This is a genomic window from Afipia clevelandensis ATCC 49720 (genome assembly GCF_000336555.1).
GTDB lineage: Bacteria > Pseudomonadota > Alphaproteobacteria > Rhizobiales > Xanthobacteraceae > Afipia > Afipia clevelandensis.
On record NZ_KB375281.1, the window covers coordinates 2,743,233 to 2,763,784 of the forward strand.

The window sequence follows — 20,552 nt, forward strand, 5'->3', positions numbered from 1 at the left end:
CGACGACACGGGCCTTTGTCTTTCGCCCGGAGGGTCGCCTTGACGGCTTGGGGCGGCACGCCCCTCTTTCTTTTTTCGCGCGAGGGATCGTCACCGGATGGCCGAGACAAACGTTCCGCATCTTGGCGGCAACGGCTTGGCTCGGTGAAAGCGTTCGCTTGAATAGAGCCCGGTCCGTCAGGACGCGCCCGAATTCAAGTACCAATCTGACCCTGACGCATCGCCTTTAAGAACCACGGCATGCCTGATTTCACGAATTCCTCATCAGGGTCGCTGAGCAGCCCGTCCCGTAGCCGGTCGAGCGCATAACTGCGATATCGCGCGGGCGTAAACAGATCATGGGCGGTCTGGAGAGAGAACCATGATGGTGCGACTTGCCGATAGGCCTCCAACGCCTCGATGACCGCGTCATCCTCGTCAGCGGAGGCCGGCGGCGTCGTGAACACGGCCTCAACCGCGTCAACTGCGTGCTCGACCGTCGCTTGGTACGAATTGCCGTATTCGTCGCCTTTGAAAGCAATCTCAAACAGCTTCATGGCATGCCGCATGTCGGCGACTTTGGAGGCCATGGTCGACACACTCCGCGCCGAGGCGGAAAACGCGGCGCTATGAAGTGCGAAGACCGCGCCTGCTGCCGCCATACCAAATGACCGCCGGTCGATGTTGGTCATTAATCCTCCGCACGAAACGTCTCCAGACTCGCAAAACCGGAGTCCGCGCGCAACGTCTCTTGAACGCGTTTTTCGATATCGTTTCTGAAGGCAAGCATCGTTAGAGGTTGCCGTACCGGTCGAGGATCTTCCTCAGAACCCGGTTTGCGTGCGTGAAATTATCGAACTGTCCTGCCAGCACGTCATCCCACTTCTCGCCGTGGAACAAGTTGTTCCGGTAACGGAGCACAACAATGAGCGCGGCGGAGATGCGAGCGACAGGATCAGCTTCCACGCCACTCAATACGCGCTTCATCATCGGCGTATGATCCGGCCCCCTCAGCAGTAGGCCGTAAAAGTGATGCGTGAAGTCCTGCCCATCGTGGTAGCGCTGTTGAAAATAAGCGAGTTCCTCGTTCAAGATCGTCGGGTCCAATACGCCGATTGTCTGCCACCGGGTCACAGCGCTCACAATCGCGGTCGCGTTTCCTCGCTTGTTCAGAATGCGGCTCTCGAAGAGACCCCACAGAAGGGCGAAATCGGAGATGGCGTCTAGCTCGGCGCGTGCGAGTTGCGCGAAACCTCCAACCCTCGCCCGGAGCCAATCTGTAATTTCGGTCATTGCAATCCCGGTGTCGTCATTTTCGATTATTGGGATGTCCACGCCCGTCGGGGCGACGGTCCCAGAGTTGTAATTGTTCCATCGGGCACGGGTCTGGCCCTCCGATTCGTTGAATTTGTCCCCAGCGTTCACAAGGTCATTGATTGATGAGGCCCCGATTTGCCTCGCGGAATAATGACAGGCTGGACATAGGCCCAAGTCCCCTCGAATATCTGTAACAGAAATTCGGGAGGCAGCATGGCACAGGTAACAAGGCGGGTCGGAAGACCTTCGGGACCCCCGACCACGGTCGTGCGGCTGCCCGTGGATGTCGCCAAGATGGCAAGGGTGATTGCCGCACGGGGACTCCGCGCTGGCGACATCAACGGTCTGATTGATGTCGAGGGCCGCACGACAGGCAGGGTTCACTTCGCAGGCGCAAGCGTCCCGGCGGGATTTCCATCCCCGGCTGACGACTACATCGACCGTCCGCTCGACTTCAATGAACTCTTGATCGAGAATCCGGCAGCCACGTTCGCGGTGCGCGTGGCGGGCGAAAGCATGATCGGGGCTGGCATCTTCCCCGGCGACATTGCCATCGTTGATCGGTCGCGGACGCCGAAGGACAAGCAGGTCGTGCTGGCCTTGGTCGATGGCGGCTTTACGCTCAAGCGTTACCGCCGCCGCGCTTCCCGCATCTGGCTTCAGGCCGAGAACCCTTCCTACAAAGACACGGAAATCACGGAAGGAATGTCGTTCGAGATTTGGGGCGTCGTTACCAAGTCCATCCGTATGCTGTGAGGACGTAATGTCCTCGACATTCGCGCTCGTCGATTGCAACAATTTCTATGCGTCCTGCGAGCGCGTGTTTCAGCCCGCCCTGCGCGGCAAGCCCGTGGTGGTGCTTTCCAACAATGACGGCTGCGTCATAGCCCGTTCGAACGAAGCAAAGGCGCTCGGCATCGAAATGGGTGCCCCGTGGCATCTGAACCGCCAGTTGTTCGAGCGGGAGAAGGTGATTGTCCGCTCCAGCAACTACACGCTTTACGGGGATATGAGCGGGCGGGTGATGAACGTGCTTTCGCAGTTCACGCCCGATCTGGAAATCTATTCCATCGACGAAGCGTTCCTGGGGCTTGGCGGATTTGAATCCCGGCTTCACGAACATGCCGTCGATCTGCGGCAGACCGTCCAGCTATGGACTGGAATTCCCGTATCGGTCGGCATTGCCCCGACCAAGACGCTCGCAAAAGTCGCCAATCGCTTCGCCAAGAAAGACGCCGACCGTGCCGGCGTCTACGTGATGAACGAAGCGACGGAAATCGAGCATACCCTTTCCCGCATGGCGCTGACCGATCTGTGGGGCGTTGCAGGCCGCATGGCCCAACGTCTCGAAGAGATCGGAATTACGAGCCCGCTCAAGCTGCGCGACGCCGATCCGACCTTCATCCGCGAGCGGTTCAACGTGGTGATGCAACGCATGGTGCTGGAGCTGCGAGGAGTGCCATGCATTGAGCTGGAAGATCATATTCCAGACCGCAAGAGCATCATCGCCTCGCGCTCGTTCGGGCGGCCCGTCACGACGTTGCAGGAAATGCAGGAAGCAGTTGCGAGCTATGCGGCCCGCGCTGCTGAAAAGATGCGCCGTCAGGGTCTGGCGACGGCGCATGTGTCGGTGTTCGTGGAGACCAACCGCTTCAGGCCCACCGATCCGCAGTACAACGTGTCCCGTGCTATCCGGCTGCCCGTCGCGACTGCCGACACAGCTGTTCTCTCGAAAGCGGCTAACCGTGTCATCCGCGCGATCTACAAGAGTGGATTCCGCTACAAGAAAGCGGGCGTGATGTTGCTGGACTTGGCCCCGGCCTCGCGTGTGCAGGGCGACCTCTGGACCGAACCGGACAACGCCCGGTCCAAGTCCCTCATGAAAGCTCTCGACGGGCTGAACGCTCATTATGGACGCGGCACGCTGACATACGCATCGGCTGGCAGGCAGCAGGCGTGGAAGCTGCGCCGCGACCACATCTCGCCGCGATACACGACAAGCTGGGATGAACTGCTTCGCGTCTGATGTTGCTAGAACCGCCGGAAACCGCGTTGTCTTGCACCGTATTGCTGAAAGGGCGGCAAGGCCTGTGGCCGCTGGGCGGCGCGGCGCAGACTGTCAGCAATCACCGCAACGCCTTCCGAGAACTGCCGTTCGGCATCGAGCCCTTCAAGGTGCACTTTGAGGAAAGATGCCTTGGACACAGGCGTTAGGTAGATTCTGCCATCCCGGCTGATGGGATCGCGTCGCCAAAAAACCGGGCTTCCGTCTTTTTCGCGCAAGCCTAGATCAAAATACACTGGCACGGGACTCGCATTCCAATCGCGAAGCAAGGCGCACTCTTCGTGATTGGTGACATGAAGAATGTACGGCGGGCGGGCGAAGACGCACGGCCCGATGGTCTTCAGCAGCTGCGCCACATCGCGCTTGCGCCTGCGTCCGTCCACCACCCAGACCATCTTGCCGTAGAACGCCTCCCGCGAGGCGCGCTCTTCAGGCTTCAGGAAAGAGTGCTGAAACTCGATTACCATCCCGCCGGGCGTTCTTATGTCTGCGACATGCTTCTCGCCATCCGGCGCAAACTGGATGAACTCTTGCCAGTCGGGAGGGAATTCATTTTTCCATGCCCGGTGCCATTCTGTTTCCGACTCCCACCACGGATCGCAGACGCGGACGCCCCGATGCGCCCAGTGCCACACTCTCAAGTCGCCGCATTTGGCGATAACAGCGGCCCCACAAGACGGGCATTCGCCCGAAAGCCCAGGTTGAGCTTCGCTACGTTTTCCTTGGATATCCGCGAACTTCATTGTCAGGAGCCGAATAGCGATTTGATCCACTGCCAGAGGCGTTGCCACAAGCCCTTCTGCGCGTACATGGCGTCGTAATGAGCCCTTCTGCGCTCCTGCTCGCCCCGGCGTCCGGCTGCAATCTGCGCTGCCGACCACTGATCGTACCAAACGATGCGTCCATTCTGGATGACGTAATGCGACTGACACGCCTTCTGCCAATTACCGACCGACGGCCAGACGCTCGGTCCGCCCGCCGTCTCTTTGACCGACCATTCGGTAGGGCCGAGGGGCGTTCGAATCTTCTCGCCGCATCCGCATGCGCACAGATGTGCGGCAGTGCTGAATTTTTCAGACACGTAGAGAATACCGGGCTCAAGCTGCTTCGGCATGTACTCGACGTGCTGGAGTGTGAGATTGCTAAGTTTCATTTTGGTTCGACCGGACAATCATCTTACAGTCATCGATGCCGAAGAGAAAATTAAACGACAGCGGATCGTTATTAAGGTAGTAGCCCTTGAGCTGCTTGTACCGGATCATCGCCATCGCGGCATTGAGCGCGTTCAATTCGCTGATCTGAATGTTGGTTTTGTAGACATCGTCCGGCTGGTCGGCCAACGGCGCCAGCGCCATGTCGCGGACTTGCTGCGCCTGCTGCTCGGAATAATACGTGGCCCTCATCATGCCTGAGATGGGGCCGTTCTTGCGGCTCAGCCCCATGCCGACATCGATGAACGGAATCTTCTTTGAAATTAGCAAGTCGAAGATGCCCGCGCGCGAGCTGCCCTTGTCTACGCATACGAAGGCAAAGGTGACGCCTTCCAGATCGTCGATGCAAGAAGCGTCCACGAACTTCGCAGCCAGCTTCAAGCCGTGCCGAAAATTCTCATACCGGCCCTGATACACGTCCGCCTTGGACCGTTTGAATTCGGCGTCTTCAAACCGTCCGGGCGAGCGGAAGGCATTGTGAAAGTGAAAAGGGTCAACGTCGAAGCCCCGGATTTCCTTGACGGGCGTTTTGACGAGAAAATCGAGAAGGTAGGCTCCTGTGCCGCCGAGACCGATCACCGCAACGATTTCATTCTTGAACTTGGCCGCTAGGTCGGTGATTTCAGCGCGGCTCGTCAGGGTGTCGTGAATTTTGAAGACCGAGTCGTCTGCGACCTTCTCCACGTACCGGAAAGTGAGGACCGTGCCGCCGTAACGCGCGATAGCAGGGCCGGAGATGATGCCGACGTAGCTTTCGATCTTGGCGAAGAAGTCGGTGAATGGCACCTTCTGCCCGTTGACGATGGGCTTGTTCGAGAACTGTCGCTGGACAACCACGTCAGTGGCGGCTTCGCTCAACGCGAGCGTAGTAGCTCCGCCGCCGAGATTGGTGATCTGGCTGCCATCGATATTGTACGGATGCGATCCGGCGAAGAAGATTTGGTGATCTTCCTGCACGACATGATCGGAATCGGTGAAAACGAGTTTCGTGACAATCGCGCCGACTTGCTGCTCCAGCTTGTCGTTGAGATACAGGATATCGCGGACGATCAGATAATTACTGTCAAAACCGACCGCGTATCCCTTATCGACGAGCCGACGGATGTCCTCGTTATGACTGACCAGTTTCTGAAACATTGAAGATCATTCCGTCTTTGACTTTGACCGACTCGCCCTTTGCGAGGTCGCCTTCGGGCTTGTTACCCTGACCCTTTTTGTAGGTGACCGAGTAGGTGATCTCGGGGTGCTGGGCGTAATCGGAAACCTCAAGGGTCACCACCTCGTCGTAGGTGATTTCCTTCTTGGTCCACTCATGGGCCGTGCCTTCCACGATGATCGTGACGGTATGGTCGCTGCCACCGCCGCCGCCCTGACCCGGATTGCCACCTTGGCCGGGATTCCCGCCGCGGTGACCATTGTTGTCGTCTTTAGCCATTTAAAACTCCTATTGGTTTCAACGGGTTAGCTCGAAGGCGATCTAGGAGCTTTCCGTATTCATGAGATCACTTTACACGAAGACGATTTCACTTGTCAATAATGACGCATCGGTTTACATTGGCAATGTACTGTTCAGAAAGGAATCTGCGTGCCCACGAACCCAAAAAGCCTCCTTGAATTGACCGATGCTGCCCTGTCTGCCGACTACACCCGCGTCAGACGGGTCGTCACGGCGATTGCAAAGGACTTGGAGAAGTCCGGTCATGAAAGTGAAGCGAAAGAACTTCGATCGCTCATTCGAAAGCGCGGCGTTCCCCTGCGTTCTTCCGGATATGCGGAAACCCTTCCGCTCGATTCGAAGTCGCGCCAGCCGCTCGTCGAAGAGCGTCCGTGGCCGGAAACGCCGATATTTCTAAATGAAGACGCATGGCGGGTGTTCAACGACTTTATCGCTGACGTTCAGCACCTTGACGATTTATCGAAGAAGGGGCTTTCGACACGCTTGGGCCTCCTATTATCGGGCCCGCCCGGCACTGGCAAAACATTACTCGCGGGGCATCTTGCGTCTCAACTCAATCGCCCGTTCTACGTCCTGAGACTCGACTCGGTTATTTCATCTTTGCTCGGAGACACGGCAAAGAATGTCCGCTCTGTCTTTGATTATGTGCAGGGAAAGAACGCTCTGCTGTTGCTCGATGAAATGGATGCGCTTGCGAAATTGCGTGACGATAGGAACGAACTTGGCGAGCTCAAGCGCGTCGTAAACACCGTCATTCAGGGATTGGACGAATTAGACCCGGCAGCAATTGTTGTCGGAGCGACTAACCACCCGCATCTTCTTGATTCCGCGATCTGGCGACGGTTCCCTTATAAGATCGAACTAAGCACGCCGAGCACCAGTGTTCGGTCCGATATGTGGCGTTATTTCTTGTTTGCGGATGACGACAAAGAAAACATCTCGCAAATCCTGGCTCCTCTGTCTGAAGGAATGTCCGGCGCAGACATCGAATCGATAGGTTTGACCGCTCGGCGTCACGCGATCATCGACAAACGGCCAGTGGACATCGGCACGGTCGCTTCCGCGATCATTGCAAGTCAATCCGGAAAATCGACACTGCCGCAACGGCAGCCGCTGGATTCAGAGCAGAAGAAAAATGCCGCCACGATCCTCAGAGACCGATTCAAGCTGAGCAACGCGGACATTGGACGAATGTTGAACATTACACGGCAGGGCGTGCGCAGCTATTTTCTGCATGACGATGGGGATGCGTAATGGCTGACCGTCCGACCCCTCTGCTTAATCCTGTGCTCTCGCTCCGTGTCGAGCCTGCACCGAAGGCTGGAAGCCGCGGCGGCAAGGGTCGGCAGAGCATCAACGTTGCGCGTCTGCCTGAGCAAATTCGCGTTCTCGGCGCTGCAAGCCGCGCTTTGTTGGGGTCGCGCGCCCAGCTTTCAACATTCAGCGGAAAGACGCATCTCGTCGCGAGGATGTTTATCGATTCGCTTGCTCCTACAAAAGCACCGAACGACCTGTTTCATCCGACGCAAGCATGCCAGCTCGTCGCCCCGGTCAAGCACGGCTACCTGATTGAGGCGGATGTCGACGAGCTGGAGCGGCTCAACTACGTCATCGAGCATCCGTCCAACATAAAAGTGCAGGCGGATATCTCTAACGTGAAAGAGCTGGGTCTGTATTCGGCCGACGAGAAGCTTCGCGGACGCGACCTACAGCAGATGTGGGATGCGGCCCTCGACGATGAAGAGGGCGGAAAACTTTTCATTGTTTGGCTCGCGCCCTTCCGTGATCAAGCCGCACAAACGGCTTTGCTCGACCAAGTAAACGTTCTTGCTGATACCGGCACGATCCAACCCACTTTCAGTCTGCCGCCGCAGTTGTTCGCGACACGGGAGGAAGCAGCGCGGGCACAGCCACTCGCGGTATCGCGTCAATCGAGCATCGCGCGAGCGATGCGATCCTACCGCGCGCATGGCGCGGCTCGCACGATGATCCGCGTGCCTTCGCTCGACGGTCTGAATCAACTTGTTGCGTCAGGAGCGTCGTACCGAATTGACCCAGTACGTCCCATCCGCGCGGCTCAGCCTGGAGTGGGTCAGCATCCGGACGTACCAGTCGATCTTACAGGTGCGCCCGTGGTAGGGGTCATTGACGGCGGCCTTCATGCGCCGAGTTACGCGACGGCTGAAGCGTGGCGCGTCACGCCTTCCTTGATTCCGGATGTTCATGCTGATCGTGTTCATGGGAACGGCGTGACTTCCCTCGTGGTCCATGCTCATGCTTGGAATAACAATCGCCCACTGCCGCCACTCAACTGCCGGGTCGGCACGGTGCAGGCGGTACCTCACCGCAACAGTCGCCATCCATTCAACACTACGGCTCTCATCGACCATTTGATGCAGGTATTCCGCGATCATCCAGAAACGCGGGTTTGGAATATTTCAGCCAACGAAGAAGCTCCGTTCAATCCGAACGATATCAGCTACCTCGGACACGAGTTGACATTGCTCGCACGACAGCACGGCATCCTGCCAGTCATCTCCATCGGAAATGTCAGCCAGTCAAATAGCGACGGCCCGAATGCTCCTGCCGACTGTGAAGCTGCGATCTCTGTCGGCGGCAGAATTGCGAGTGGCACAGGTGCGCCCGGTGACGGTTGCCCGCGCTGCCTTCCCGGACCGGGGCCGGACGGCATGCTCAAACCTGATCTCTCATGGTTTTCGGAGCTGCGCATGGTTGGCGGCGTCATCGACACGGGAAGCAGTTACGCGACCCCGCTTGTATCGTCTGTCGCTGCGCATACGTTCGCAAAGTTGCGCGATCCTTCACCTGATCTTGTTAAAGCACTTCTCATTAACGCGGCAGAGCGCGATACGCATGATCCGAGGCTCGGGTGGGGGACGCCTTTCAATGGTGCTGCTCCTTGGGAGTGCCACAACGGCAGCGTCACACTTGCGTGGCGTGCGCGGCTCACACCGGGGTCTGCGTATTACTGGAACGGCATACCCATCCCACCCGAGATGGTGAAGGACGGCAAACTGACTGGGCGTGGCCGTCTTACCGCCGTACTCTCTCCGATGGTTTCGCCGCACGCTTCATCAAACTACTTCGCAACGCGGCTCCAGACCGCCCTTCAGTACCCCAAGGGCAAAGACAAATGGGACAATTTGCTGGGTACGATGAAAGAGTCATCTCTAGCCGAGACGGACGCCCGCAAGGAGCTTGCGAAATGGCAACCTGTGCGCCGCCACAGCCGGGAATTCGACGCGTTGAAATTTCAAGGAAATCATTTCCGGCTGTTTGCGCAAGTCTTTGCTCGTGATCTCTATCAGTTTGGTCGCACCCGCGCTGAGGAGATCGGTCCGCAAGAAGTGGCCTTCGTCCTGACTCTTTGGGGCGCGGACGGCGACGAAACGATCCACGATTCGACGGTCCGGGCGTTGGGCAACTTCGTCGAAAGCGCAGTCATCAACCAAGAAATCGAAATTCAGCAGTAGTACGTCATGCATAGTAGTTCGTATTTCGGTCAAGACGCCTTCGGCCATGGTAATACGGCGGACGCCACCGAGCCGCTGCGGGTCCGGACTGCAAGTTTCCATATTAGCTATGGTCATGTCGCGATTTTGTTGCGTCGCTGCGGGGTGCCGTTATCATCTGCCGGCACACACGCATGTTGGACAGGTCGACCTGGGCTCTAAGAGCCCAAGGAATTGGAATGAACGCAGTAGAAATCGAAGAAGCAGTTTCAGACCTCGCGGGGCAGCCTTTTGACCCGGGTGAATTTCCCTATGCCTTCCTGACCGCATTCGGGAACAAGGACACCACGATCAAGCGACTTCGCACGGGCAACACCAACGCGTCGGACGTGCCCGCCGGTGTCCTCCAGCGTAACCATATCCATATCGCCGTGTGCCCTGACGGCATGGTCAGCAAGACCATCGTCGCGCTGCGCGAGAGTCCGAAGACGGCATCGGCCAAAGCCAAATTCGTGTTGGCAACCGACGGCGTCTCGCTGGAAGCCGAGGACCTGATCGGCGGAGAGGCCATCGCTTGCGTCTACAAGGACTTCGCAAAACACTTCGGCTTTTTCCTGCCGCTGGCAGGCATCTCTACCGTCAAGGAGATCAAGAATAACCCATTCGACATCAAAGCCACGGGGCGGTTGAACAAGCTCTATGTCGAACTGCTGAAAGACAATCCTGACTGGGCAAAGGACGCCAAGCGCCCGGCCCTGAACCAATTCATTGCGCGCCTGATCTTCTGCTTCTTCGCGGAAGACACTGGCATCTTCCGTTCGAAACAGTTCACCAAAACCATCGAGCAGATGTCCGACAGCCAGTCCGGCAACACGCACGAAATTCTGTGCGAGTTGTTCAGGGCGATGGACTTGAAGTCTGAAGACCGTGAAGCAGCCAAGATCAAAAGCTGGGCGAACGATTTCCCGTATGTGAACGGTGGCATGTTTGCTGGCGGCGCGGAATGCCCCAAGTTCTCCCGTATCGCTCGTTCCTATCTTCTCGCCGTTGGCAATCTGGAATGGGACAAGATCAACCCGGACATCTTCGGGTCAATGATTCAAGCGGTGGCCGACGACGGCGAGCGCGGCGAGCTTGGCATGCATTACACAAGTGTGCCTAACATCTTGAAGGTGCTGAATCCGCTGTTCCTTGACGATCTGCGAGAGCATCTCCAAAGCACAGACGACAACGTACGTAAGCTTCGAAATTTGCGTAAGCGTTTGTCTACCATCCGCGTCTTCGATCCTGCCTGCGGATCAGGAAACTTTCTTGTGATCGCTTACAAAGAGATGCGGGCAATTGAGCATGTAATTGTACGTCGAACGGGAGATGACCCAAAGAGCTGGATCAAGCTCGACAACTTTTTCGGCATCGAGATCAAGAACTTCGCTGTCGAAATTGCGCGTCTTGCTTTGCTGATTGCCGAGTTTCAATGCGACGTCCAGTACATCAGTCAGCAAGAAGCCCGGGCGATGGTGCTCCCGCTACACCGAACAGGGCAGATACGTTCTTCGAACGCGCTTCAACTAAATTGGCTTGAGGTATGCCCGCCGCCCAAATCGACGGTCTTGGCGGAGCATGATTTGGCGGGGCCCACTGGGCGTCTCGCCCTGGATGAGAATTCCCTCACTGAAAGCCAGTCCATCGAAACATATGTATGCGGTAATCCGCCCTACAAAGGTAGCCAGTGGCAAACTAAAGACCAGAAGAATGATCTTGTTCTGGCGTTCAAGCACTATGATGTTTCCACGGGCGCGCTGGACTACGTATCCGGATGGTTCATCAAGGCATGTGACTATTTGCGAGCAATGCCTTCCGGAGCCGCCGCGTTTGTGGCAACCAACAGCATCAACCAAGGTAGACAGGTCGCGCTACTTTGGAGGCCGATATTGGAAGCTGGTCTAGAAATCAACTTCGCTCACCGCTCGTTTCAGTGGAGCAATCTTGCAAAGAACAAAGCTGGCGTGACGGTGTCTGTCATCGGTTTTGGGAAGGTCTCCCAGAAACACAAGCTCGTTGTTACGGACGACGTTTCACAGAAAGTCAGCAACATCTCTCCCTACTTGGTGTCCGGGCCAAATATCTTTGTAGAGTCTCGGAACTCAACATTGTCTGCTGTGCCATCAATGACGTTTGGCAACATGCCTAATGACGATGGGTTCTTGCTCTTGGATGGCGACGACGCACGACGCGCGGCAAGCGGCAATCAGGATCGATCTCGATTTATACGTCCGATCTACGGGTCTCAAGAATTCATTCAGGGTGTCGAGAGACGATGCATCTGGGTTCGCGACGAGGATTATGAGATCGCGAAAAAAGATGAATGGTTGAGAAGTCGATTCGACGGAGTAGCCGCCGCACGTAAAGCCAGCACTCGCGAAACCACTCGCGTGTTAGCCAATTCTCCTTATCGGTTCGGCGAGGTCCGGCAAACCGGAGAGGAAGTCATCATAGCTGTTCCCGGCATCAGTTCAGAGAACCGTAATTACTTGCCGTGCGGGCTTCTACCGCCCGGAACCATCGTGAGCAACAAGATATACGCTCTGCTTGATGCTCCGCTGTGGACGCTGGCACTGATCGCTTCCCGAATCCACTGGGTTTGGATTGCAACTGTCTGTGTCCGCTTGCGAACTGATTTTTCCTATTCAAACACCCTCGGCTGGAACACGTTTCCGGTTCCGCCGCTGACAGAACACAACAAGACTGATTTGGCGCGCAGCGCCCAGAACATCCTTCTGTGCCGCGAGTCGCATTTCCCTGCATCGATTGCTGAACTGTACGAGGCAGGCGCGATGCCCGATGATCTGAAGCGGGCTCACGATCAAAACGATGAAGAGATTGAGAGAATTTACATTGGTCGTCGCTTCAGAAACGACACGGAGCGTCTGGAAAAATTATTTGAGCTTTACGCGAAGATGTCTTCCGAGAAGCCGCAACCCAAGAAGAAAGCGAAGCGTGCTGCATGACGCAGGACAATCCCACAAACAAGCGGACATTGCCGTCCGTATCGATCACGACATCTCGCACGGGCGCGTCGACGAAGCAAAATGAAATGGGCATGCGCGTCATGCAGGAACGCGCTTATGCGCGGCGTGGCGAACAATACTTGCTCATCAAGTCCCCGCCTGCTTCGGGCAAGTCCCGGGCGCTCATGTTCATTGCGTTGGACAAGCTTCGCAATCAGGGCCTCAAACAGGCGATCATCGTCGTACCCGAAAAGTCCATCGGCGGCAGCTTCGCAGATGAGAAGCTGACAGAGAATGGTTTCTGGGCCGACTGGACAGTGAAGCCGCAATGGAATCTGTGCAACGCGCCGGGCATCGACGAGCCCAAGGTCGCCAAGTCCAAGGTCAAGGCCGTCGCGGAATTTCTCGCCAGCGGCGATAGCGTGCTTGTTTGCACACACGCCACGTTCCGTTTTGCCGTCGAAGAGCTGGGCGTCGAAGCATTCGACCACCGCCTGATTGCGGTCGATGAGTTCCATCACGTCAGCAGCAACCCCGACAACAAGCTCGGCGGCCAGTTAGGGCAGTTCATCGCCCGCGATAAAGTTCATCTTGTCGCGATGACCGGTTCCTACTTCCGGGGCGATGCAGAGCCTGTGCTCGCCCCCGCAGATGAAGCCAAGTTCGAGACTGTCACCTACACCTACTACGAACAGCTCAATGGCTATGAGTATCTGAAGTCTCTTGATATCGGCTACTTCTTCTACACGGGCCGGTATCTGGACGCGATCATGACCGTGCTCGATCCCGCGTTCAAAACAATCGTTCACATTCCCAATGTGAACTCGCGGGAGAGTACGAAGGACAAGCATAAAGAAGTCGAAGAGATCATGGACGCGCTCGGGACCTGGAAGGGCGCGGACCCGGTAACGGGCTTCCACATGATCGAGCTTTCGAATGGCAGAACGATCAAGGTTGCCGATCTGGTCGATGATGATCCGGCCAAGCGTGAGAAAGTCTCAGCCGCGCTGAAGGACCCAAAGCAGCGCAACAACCGCGATCATGTCGATATCATCATCGCCCTTGGTATGGCGAAGGAAGGCTTTGACTGGATCTGGTGTGAGCACGCCCTAACGGTGGGTTACCGCAGCAGTCTCACGGAAGTGATCCAGATCATTGGCCGGGCTACTCGCGATGCCCCCGGCAAGGAAAGCTCGCGGTTCACGAACCTGATCGCTGAGCCGGATGCGGCTGAAGCGCTCGTGGTCGACGCGATCAACGATACGCTCAAGGCAATCGCGGCAAGCTTGCTGATGGAGCAAGTGCTCGCGCCACGTTTCGAGTTCACGCCCAAGAATGCCGGGCCGAAAGATGGATTTAACTACGGACCGGACGGCTATTCGGAAGACAACCCGCGCAATGTCGGATTCAACGAGGCGACGGGCCAGTTCCACTTCGAGATCAAAGGCCTTGTCACCCCGGAGAGCCCCGAGGCGACCCGCATTTGCCGCGAGGATTTGAACGAGGTGATCACCGCGTTTGTGCAGGACAAGACCGCTCTCGAACGCGGCATTTTTGACCGCGAGAACACTGTCCCGGAAGAACTGACTGTCGCGAGGATGGGCAAGATCGTCCGGGATCGCTATCCGGAGCTGAGTGAAGCAGATCAGGAAGCAGTCCGTCAGCATGCCATCGCTGCACTGAACCTGACGCAAGAAGCGAAGCGGCTTGCCACGGGCGATGGAGAGCAGAGTTCCAATACGGCGCTGATCGACGGCGTTCGGAAGATCGCAATGGATGTGCGCGAACTCGATATCGATCTGATCGATCACATCAACCCATTCGAAGCGGCATATGCCGTGCTTGCGAAGGCCATGGACGAGAAGACGCTCAAGCAGGTGAAGGCAGTCATCGAAGCCAAACGCGTCAATCTGAGCTACGAAGAAGCCCGTGAACTCGCTATGCGCGCTCTCACTTTCAAGAAGGAGCGCGGTCGCGCCCCGGAAATCACCTCACAGGACGCGTGGGAAAAGAAGTTGGCCGAAGGCGTTGCCGCTCTTGCCCGTTACAGATCGCAGGCCGCCAATGGGTGAACTTTCAGACGACGAACTGTTGGCCGAACTCGGTGTTGCGGTCGAGCCGAAGAAGGCTGGCGGGCTGACGCCGCGCGAGGAGCGGATCATCGCGGGCTTTGAAGACATCCTGAATTTCCATGAACAGCATGGCCGGGCCCCGATGCATGGGGAGCAACGGGACATCTTCGAACGTCTGTACGCGGTGCGGCTGGACCGTCTACGTGCGCTTCCTGAGTGCCGCGAGTTGATTGCTCCGTATGACAAATACGGAATGCTGCGCGGTGCGGCGACGCCCGCAGAGGCGGCCCCGGATGAACTGGACGACGAAGCGTTACTGGCCGAGCTGGGCGTCGATGCCGCCAAGGCGAATGATATCTCCGTTTTGAAGCACGTCGTGTCGCGCGAAGAGAAGCGGGCTGCGGAGGAGATTGCCAACCGTACCCCGTGCGAGGATTTCGAATCCTTCAAGCCGCTGTTCGAAAAGGTCCGGCAGGAGCTGGACGAAGGCATCCGCCAGACCCGGAACCTGGACAAGGCCGAGATGCAGCTGGCCGATATCCGGCCGGGCGAATGGTTCATCGTCGGCGGGCAGATTGCTTACATCGCAAGCGCGGGCGAAGAGTTTGTCACCGAGTATGACCGCAAGGATCGCCGCTTGCGCGTCGTGTATGACAACGCCACCGAAAGCAACGTGCTCGCCCGGTCACTTCAAAAGGCGCTGTATCGTGACGGCGCAGGCCGCCGCATCACGAACCCGTCTGCCGGCCCATTGTTCGGCAATGAAGCCGAAGGTGACGATCTGGAGAGCGGGACGATTTACGTGCTCCGCAGCAAGTCAGACTTGCCGGAAATCGCCAAGCATCGGCAACTCATTCACAAGATCGGCGTGACTGGCGGATCAGTGGAGGTCCGTATTACGCAGGCAGATCAGGACCCGACATACCTGCTTGCCGAGGTCGAGATCGTGGCGAGCTACAAGCTGTTCAACATCAACCGCACACGGCTCGAAAACATTTTCCATCGCCTGTTCGGGGCCGTCCGGCTCGACTTGTCGATCACGGACCGCTTCGGGCAACCCGTGAAGCCGAGGGAGTGGTTCCTTGTGCCGCTCCACGTCATCGATCAGGCCGTAGAGAAGATCAAAGACGGAAGCATCACCGAATTCGTCTATGACCCGACGACGGCTTCTTTGCAGAAAGCCGGGAAACGCAAGTCGTCCTGATTCGTGGTCCGGTGCAGGTGGAGCGGAAAGCTCGAGGCCTGCTCGTGGTGCCGAGGGGCGCGAAAGCCCTTCGGTCGATAGGTGCAGGGAGAGCGATATCTCCCGGCGCGTGGTTCAGCGGCAAGACGCATGACCATGGGGGTCTCGGGGGAGCATGGAGGCTCCGGCCCGAGTGGCGCTGGATCGGCCACAACGGTCCTCCATGGTTCGGTGCAGGTGGAGCGGGAAAGCTCCAAGTCCTTCGAGTGATTGACCGACGATACGGTCAGTGACGCGATACGGCTCGATGCCGGATGAGCGTCATGCGCCGGGGGGATGCAACGGGGACGCGCCAGCGGGTCCCCTTGCCAAGATGGTGCGGGTATTACCGCACACATCTTGCAGTCCGCGCGAAGCGCACTGTTCTGCTAGTTGTCGTCGATCTGCGCTATGCCGTGAGCATTGATCAAGGTCACGCACCAACCAGACCGATGCTCCGATCTGAACGTGCTCGCTATGCTGTCGAGGTCTGCGTCATTGATCCGCCGATCTCGGTTCCAGTTTACAGTTGCGGTTTCCATCAACGCGAGTTCCCCGACCAGAAAGACGAACGAGTTTTCATAGCGGCGACGACGTTCCTCCTGTTCGGTAGGCGGAAGCGTGCAGACGTGCTGCGCTCCTTGCGTCACGGGTTTGATGAACGCTGAAGTCCTTCTCATTCGCGGCGGCGGGGCTTCGCTTTCCAGCTCGTAATCTGACGGCTCGGCCAGAGCCATTGGAAACCATCCCTCGTTCGTCCAGTTCAGGGCGCATGCGAACGGGTAGACGTATGGAAGGTCCAGCCTGAAACAAACAGGCTCGGTGGTTTCGAAGGGATACTCGTGCCATTCAGGGCCGAGGCGATTGACGCGAAAAGGCTTCCCGATAAGTCGAGGGAGCAGCTCGATTGCACCGAGCCTCCGGTAATACAGCAGGAACTCCCGAAACTCCCGCGCGGTCGAAACGGCGGCGTTCAAGTCGGGTATGACGTGCGGATGACGATCGGCAATGTATTGAAAAACTAACGCCGCATTCGCCGCGCTGATTTTTCCTTTCCGAAAGTTTTCGTTGAACGCTGGGCCAACACTGTTGGGAGCTCGCCTGAGCGCCTTCTCGTAAAGGTCGGCCCACGTCAGCTCCTTCAATTTTATCAGTCGCATTACAGCGTCATACAAATCGACGCGCTGCTTGTTCGACGATTTGAGCCAATCAATTGCCATCGCTACCCGGAAAATACGGAGGCGCGAACCTCACTTATGGAATTGAATGAGAAAGTTGCAGATATAGGATTTTTGTCCTATATTATCCGAGTGGCTAGTTTCCGGAGGAAAGACGCCACCGGTCTGCGGCCCGAAAGGACCGAGGATGACCGAACCGAAAGACACCACCGAACCGAGCGCACGCGAGGCATATAGCCCGCTCAAGTTCGAGCCATCGCTGTACCGCGAACACCTCCAAGGTATGGACCTCTCGCCATCCCAGGAGGACGCGTTGCTCGAAGCGGTGTGGCTTGTGGTCGTCGGTGTCATCGACAGGGGCGCGGCTCATACGTGCAGGGGCTCCGATTCAAACCCTCTGGCCGTCGATTCGTCGAGCGTGCTAGGCTTGGTTTCAACTTCAAAAAGATCAAACTCAGAAGTCGCACAGGCCGAAGATGGGCCTCGTGCGCGAAGGATGGATTCGTAATGCTCTCGTCTACAGAGCCAAAAGCAAAGAAAGCCGTCGCCTATGTGCGCGTATCAAGCCGTGCGCAGGAAAAGCGCGGCGACGGGCTGGCATCACAGGAAGCGGTCTGTCGGCGTTATGCCGACGCCATGGGCTACGAGGTTGTCGAGGTATTCAAAGAAGTCCTGACAGGCAGCGCGATTGATCGGCCCGCGATGCGGTCCCTCATTTCGTATCTCCGCGCGAACAAGGCTGAGGGACGCTATGTCATCATCGATGACCTGAGCCGCTTTTCGCGAGGCCACGAAGCGCATTGGGCCCTGAAAAAGGAAATCGCGCGCGCAGGCGGATTCCTTTGCTCACCGAAAATGCAGTTCGGCGAGAACGCGAATGCGCGTCTCGTCGAAGGCGTGATGGTGACAGTCTCGCAGCATCAGCGCGAGCTCAACGCCGAACAAACCCGCACGCGCATGTTCGGACGCGTATTGAACGGCTATTGGCCGTTCGCCGCGCCGATGGGTTATCGTCATACGCGCGTGCAAGGCCATGCCGGGCTGTTGCTCACGCGCGATGAACCTGTCGCATCGATCATTCAGGAAGCCATGGAGGGTTTCGCATCTGGGCGGTTCGAGACGCAGGCTGAAGTAAAGCGCTTCCTAGAAACGCAGCCAGCATTTCCGAGGAAAGGCCGCAATGGAGATGTCCACTATCAAGCCGTCTCCGATTTGCTCACCAAGCTCGTGTACGCGGGCTACGTCGAGCACAAAGATTGGGGCATTGCACCGCTTAAGGGCAAGCACGAGCCCTTGGTGTCGCTGGAGACGTTCGAACGTATTCAAAACCGCATTAGCGACGTAGCACGCGCGCCTATGCGCGTCGACATCCGTTCCGACTTTCCGTTGCGTGGCGCGGTTTGCTGCGCGGAATGTGGGAAAGCGATGACGTCCTGCTGGTCGACAAGCAAGACCGGTATGAAACATGCCTACTACATGTGCTTCGGCAAAGGCTGCCCACGGTATCGCAAATCGATCCGGCGGGACGAGCTCGAAGGCAGCTTCGCCGAAATGCTCAAGCATCTGGTTCCCGGCGCGAAGCTGATCGACCTCGCGAAGGCGATGTTCAAAAACGCTTGGCAACAACGCGCATCTCAAACGGCGGAACTGACGCAAACCTACAAAAACGAAATCAAAAAGATCGAAAAGGAAACCGCAAGGCTGATCGATCTCGTCGTTGGATCGACCTCTAACGAAGTTGCGAAGGCATATGAACGCCGCGTTTTCGAACTCGAAAAACAGAAGCTGTTGCTGGTCGAAAAACAGGAGCAATTGGGACGGAAGCCCGGATCGTTCGACGAACTTTTCGAACTCGCCGTGAGCTTCCTCTCAAAGCCTTATGATCTCTGGGCTTCCGGCAATTTGGCCCTTCAAAAATTGGTGCTTCGGCTGACCTTCGCCGAGCACTTGGCCTACTGCCCAGAAAATGGTTTTCGAACCCCAAAAACCACTATGCCGTTCAAGCTGTTAGAGCCCTTTCGGGAAGGAAAAAAGAGCATGGCGCGCCCGAAGAGATTCGAACTCCTGACCCCCAGATTCGTAGATCAATTTGAGAATGTTTTTGAGCGTAACGATACGTAACATTTCGCCCCATTAACCCTATGGCATCGTTGGTTTTTCCTCGCTTCGATCTCTGATAGCGTATCGGCACGTAACGCGAACGAACGGGCACAATTTCCGTCCCCGAGCCGTCCCCGGAGATTGCAGATGACCGCCAATATCTTGATGACGAAGCTGAGCGTAGAGGCAGTAAAGCCCAAAGCTACCCGCTTCGAGATCGGCGACCGGAAGGTCACCGGCTTGCGCCTAATCGTGCAGCCGTCCGGCGCGAAGAGTTGGGCGGTCCGTTATACAGCGGCCGGACGCGACCGACGGCTCACCCTTGGCCCCTATCCGACGCTCCAACTGGACGATGCCCGAAAGCGCGCCAGCGCGGCAAAGCTTGCGGTCACCGCTGGGGAAGACCCTGCGGCGAAGAAGATTGAAGAGCGCCGGATAGCCGCTATCGGCCTAGCCAGCTCTAACTTGGTGCAAGCGCTGTTCGAAGACTATGACGCCCGCCACCTTTCCCGCCTCCGACCACGATCCCGGGCCTCTACGAAGAGCCTCTTCGACGTACACATTCTGCCAAAGTTCGGCCGCCGCCGGATCAGTGAAATCGCGAAGCGGGATGTTCTCAACCTCTTCGATGACATCAATCGGAAAGGCTACACGACAACCGCAACCCACGTTCGCACGGCTCTCTCCGGCTTTTTCAATTGGTGCCTAATGCGAGACATCCTTGCGGTGTCGCCCATGACGGGCGTTAAAGCGCCTGCCCCGATCAGGTCGCGGGATCGCGTGCTTTCCGACAACGAAATCCGCTGGCTTTGGCGCGCCTGCCAAGAGCCCGCATCCCTCCATCCCTTCGGCCGTATGGTGCAACTCGCCCTGTTGACGGGTGCTCGCCGCGACGAAGTGCGCGCCATTACAGATAAAGAAATAAAGCGCTCAGAATGTCTATGGACGCTTCCGGCTGACCGCGCAAAAAACCACCGGGAGCACGATATCCATCTGACCGACGCTGCGCTGGCTATCATTGAAGCGGTGCCGCGTATCAAGAGTAGGGCCGGACTGCTCTTCACCACTACCGGAGAAACGCCGCCTAGCGGTTTCTCCAACTCGAAGGAGCGAATGGATCGTCTTATGCTGCAGTACGCGAAAACGGAAGCTGCGGAGGGCGGCGACGATCCCTCGAAAGTAGAGATCGCGCCGTGGGTGCTTCACGATCTTCGCCGCACCATCGCTTCGGGAATGGCGCGCTTGGGAATTCAGCTACCCGTAATTGAGCGATGTTTGAATCACGTCTCGGGTTCCTTCGGTGGCATCGTTGGCGTTTATCAACGCCATACCTTCGCCCACGAGAAGCGCGAAGCCTTCGAAGCATGGTCCAACCACGTCACCGGCCTCACAAGCGCCCAGCAAACTAATGTTGTCACGTTGCCGAAGCGAACCGCATACCAAGCGTGATGAGACGTGACGCACGAGTCAT

At 57.3% G+C, this 20,552-nt stretch carries 16 protein-coding genes; 9 read left to right on the top strand and 7 right to left on the bottom strand.

Annotated elements, in window-relative coordinates:
* Positions 1–194: 194 nt before the first annotated feature.
* Positions 195–671: a hypothetical protein gene (locus HMPREF9696_RS13135; RefSeq protein ID WP_002713509.1), complete on the bottom strand. Its 477-nt coding sequence runs from the start codon at positions 669–671 to the stop codon at positions 195–197.
* A 100-nt stretch (positions 672–771) separates the two neighbouring features.
* Positions 772–1,272, bottom strand: coding sequence for a hypothetical protein (locus HMPREF9696_RS13140; RefSeq protein ID WP_002713510.1), 501 nt, complete (start codon positions 1,270–1,272; stop codon positions 772–774).
* Positions 1,273–1,509: 237 nt separating this feature from the next.
* Between HMPREF9696_RS13140 and HMPREF9696_RS13145 the strand changes: the two genes are divergently transcribed.
* Both HMPREF9696_RS13145 and HMPREF9696_RS13150 read left to right on the top strand, forming a co-directional pair.
* Positions 1,510–2,052, top strand: coding sequence for a LexA family protein (locus HMPREF9696_RS13145; RefSeq protein WP_002713511.1), 543 nt, complete (start codon positions 1,510–1,512; stop codon positions 2,050–2,052).
* A gap of 7 nt (positions 2,053–2,059) precedes the next feature.
* Positions 2,060–3,322, top strand: coding sequence for a Y-family DNA polymerase (locus tag HMPREF9696_RS13150; protein ID WP_002713512.1), 1,263 nt, complete (start codon positions 2,060–2,062; stop codon positions 3,320–3,322).
* A 5-nt stretch (positions 3,323–3,327) separates the two neighbouring features.
* Here the strand turns inward: HMPREF9696_RS13150 and HMPREF9696_RS21045 are convergent, their stop codons facing one another.
* Genes HMPREF9696_RS21045 through HMPREF9696_RS13170 form a run of 4 tightly spaced genes read right to left on the bottom strand, consistent with a single transcriptional unit; the run spans position 3,328 to position 6,007 of the window.
* A complete protein-coding gene (locus tag HMPREF9696_RS21045; RefSeq protein WP_002713513.1) occupies positions 3,328–4,104 on the bottom strand; it encodes a competence protein CoiA in 777 nt (258 codons plus the stop codon).
* A gap of 2 nt (positions 4,105–4,106) precedes the next feature.
* Entirely contained in the window at positions 4,107–4,475 is a 369-nt protein-coding gene (locus tag HMPREF9696_RS13160; protein WP_245259228.1) for a ubiquitination-like system serine protease family protein, read from the bottom strand.
* A 28-nt stretch (positions 4,476–4,503) separates the two neighbouring features.
* Complete coding sequence (locus HMPREF9696_RS13165) at positions 4,504–5,709, bottom strand: ThiF family adenylyltransferase (protein ID WP_002713515.1); 1,206 nt, start codon at positions 5,707–5,709, stop codon at positions 4,504–4,506.
* A complete protein-coding gene (locus HMPREF9696_RS13170) occupies positions 5,684–6,007 on the bottom strand; it encodes a multiubiquitin domain-containing protein (protein WP_002713516.1) in 324 nt (107 codons plus the stop codon). Before HMPREF9696_RS13170 ends, HMPREF9696_RS13165 begins: the two co-directional genes overlap by 26 nt.
* 150 nt (positions 6,008–6,157) lie before the next feature.
* Here HMPREF9696_RS13170 and HMPREF9696_RS13175 point away from each other — a divergent pair, with 150 nt between their 5' ends.
* The 5 genes from HMPREF9696_RS13175 (at position 6,158) to HMPREF9696_RS13195 (ending at position 15,785) form a co-directional block, all read left to right on the top strand.
* The gene (locus tag HMPREF9696_RS13175; RefSeq protein WP_002713517.1) at positions 6,158–7,282 is read left to right on the top strand and encodes an AAA family ATPase; all 1,125 of its coding nucleotides are present in this window, start codon (positions 6,158–6,160) and stop codon (positions 7,280–7,282) included.
* Positions 7,282–9,522, top strand: coding sequence for a S8 family peptidase (locus tag HMPREF9696_RS13180; RefSeq protein ID WP_002713518.1), 2,241 nt, complete (start codon positions 7,282–7,284; stop codon positions 9,520–9,522). The genes HMPREF9696_RS13175 and HMPREF9696_RS13180 overlap by 1 nt, the downstream gene beginning before the upstream one ends.
* Positions 9,523–9,740: 218 nt before the next feature.
* On the top strand, positions 9,741–12,509 hold the full coding sequence (locus HMPREF9696_RS13185; RefSeq protein ID WP_002713519.1) for a class I SAM-dependent DNA methyltransferase: 2,769 nt from the start codon (positions 9,741–9,743) through the stop codon (positions 12,507–12,509).
* Positions 12,506–14,581: a DEAD/DEAH box helicase gene (locus HMPREF9696_RS13190; protein WP_002713520.1), complete on the top strand. Its 2,076-nt coding sequence runs from the start codon at positions 12,506–12,508 to the stop codon at positions 14,579–14,581. Before HMPREF9696_RS13185 ends, HMPREF9696_RS13190 begins: the two co-directional genes overlap by 4 nt.
* Positions 14,574–15,785 carry a GIY-YIG nuclease family protein gene (locus HMPREF9696_RS13195; RefSeq protein ID WP_002713521.1) on the top strand — a complete coding sequence of 404 codons (1,212 nt, stop codon included), beginning with the start codon at positions 14,574–14,576 and terminating at the stop codon, positions 15,783–15,785. Before HMPREF9696_RS13190 ends, HMPREF9696_RS13195 begins: the two co-directional genes overlap by 8 nt.
* 407 nt (positions 15,786–16,192) lie before the next feature.
* Here HMPREF9696_RS13195 and HMPREF9696_RS13200 read toward each other — a convergent pair whose 3' ends face one another.
* Complete coding sequence (locus tag HMPREF9696_RS13200) at positions 16,193–17,023, bottom strand: hypothetical protein (RefSeq protein ID WP_002713522.1); 831 nt, start codon at positions 17,021–17,023, stop codon at positions 16,193–16,195.
* 465 nt (positions 17,024–17,488) lie between these two features.
* On the opposite strand from HMPREF9696_RS13200, the gene HMPREF9696_RS13205 reads away from it, so the two are divergent.
* Positions 17,489–19,102, top strand: coding sequence for a recombinase family protein (locus HMPREF9696_RS13205; protein ID WP_002713524.1), 1,614 nt, complete (start codon positions 17,489–17,491; stop codon positions 19,100–19,102).
* A gap of 126 nt (positions 19,103–19,228) precedes the next feature.
* The gene (locus HMPREF9696_RS13210; protein WP_002713525.1) at positions 19,229–20,530 is read left to right on the top strand and encodes a tyrosine-type recombinase/integrase; all 1,302 of its coding nucleotides are present in this window, start codon (positions 19,229–19,231) and stop codon (positions 20,528–20,530) included.
* The last annotated feature ends 22 nt before the right edge of the window (positions 20,531–20,552 follow it).

Excerpts from the sequence above, each read along its gene's own strand:
- HMPREF9696_RS13135 (WP_002713509.1), bottom strand. The coding sequence starts at position 671 with ATGACCAACATCGACCGGCGGTCATTTGGTATGGCGGCAGCAGGCGCG.
- HMPREF9696_RS13140 (WP_002713510.1), bottom strand. The coding sequence starts at position 1,272 with ATGACCGAAATTACAGATTGGCTCCGGGCGAGGGTTGGAGGTTTCGCG.
- HMPREF9696_RS13145 (WP_002713511.1), top strand. The coding sequence starts at position 1,510 with ATGGCACAGGTAACAAGGCGGGTCGGAAGACCTTCGGGACCCCCGACC.
- HMPREF9696_RS13150 (WP_002713512.1), top strand. The coding sequence starts at position 2,060 with ATGTCCTCGACATTCGCGCTCGTCGATTGCAACAATTTCTATGCGTCC.
- HMPREF9696_RS21045 (WP_002713513.1), bottom strand. The coding sequence starts at position 4,104 with ATGAAGTTCGCGGATATCCAAGGAAAACGTAGCGAAGCTCAACCTGGG.
- HMPREF9696_RS13160 (WP_245259228.1), bottom strand. The coding sequence starts at position 4,475 with ATGCCGAAGCAGCTTGAGCCCGGTATTCTCTACGTGTCTGAAAAATTC.
- HMPREF9696_RS13165 (WP_002713515.1), bottom strand. The coding sequence starts at position 5,709 with ATGTTTCAGAAACTGGTCAGTCATAACGAGGACATCCGTCGGCTCGTC.
- HMPREF9696_RS13170 (WP_002713516.1), bottom strand. The coding sequence starts at position 6,007 with ATGGCTAAAGACGACAACAATGGTCACCGCGGCGGGAATCCCGGCCAA.
- HMPREF9696_RS13180 (WP_002713518.1), top strand. The coding sequence starts at position 7,282 with ATGGCTGACCGTCCGACCCCTCTGCTTAATCCTGTGCTCTCGCTCCGT.
- HMPREF9696_RS13185 (WP_002713519.1), top strand. The coding sequence starts at position 9,741 with ATGAACGCAGTAGAAATCGAAGAAGCAGTTTCAGACCTCGCGGGGCAG.
- HMPREF9696_RS13190 (WP_002713520.1), top strand. The coding sequence starts at position 12,506 with ATGACGCAGGACAATCCCACAAACAAGCGGACATTGCCGTCCGTATCG.
- HMPREF9696_RS13195 (WP_002713521.1), top strand. The coding sequence starts at position 14,574 with ATGGGTGAACTTTCAGACGACGAACTGTTGGCCGAACTCGGTGTTGCG.
- HMPREF9696_RS13200 (WP_002713522.1), bottom strand. The coding sequence starts at position 17,023 with ATGGCAATTGATTGGCTCAAATCGTCGAACAAGCAGCGCGTCGATTTG.
- HMPREF9696_RS13205 (WP_002713524.1), top strand. The coding sequence starts at position 17,489 with ATGCTCTCGTCTACAGAGCCAAAAGCAAAGAAAGCCGTCGCCTATGTG.
- HMPREF9696_RS13210 (WP_002713525.1), top strand. The coding sequence starts at position 19,229 with ATGACCGCCAATATCTTGATGACGAAGCTGAGCGTAGAGGCAGTAAAG.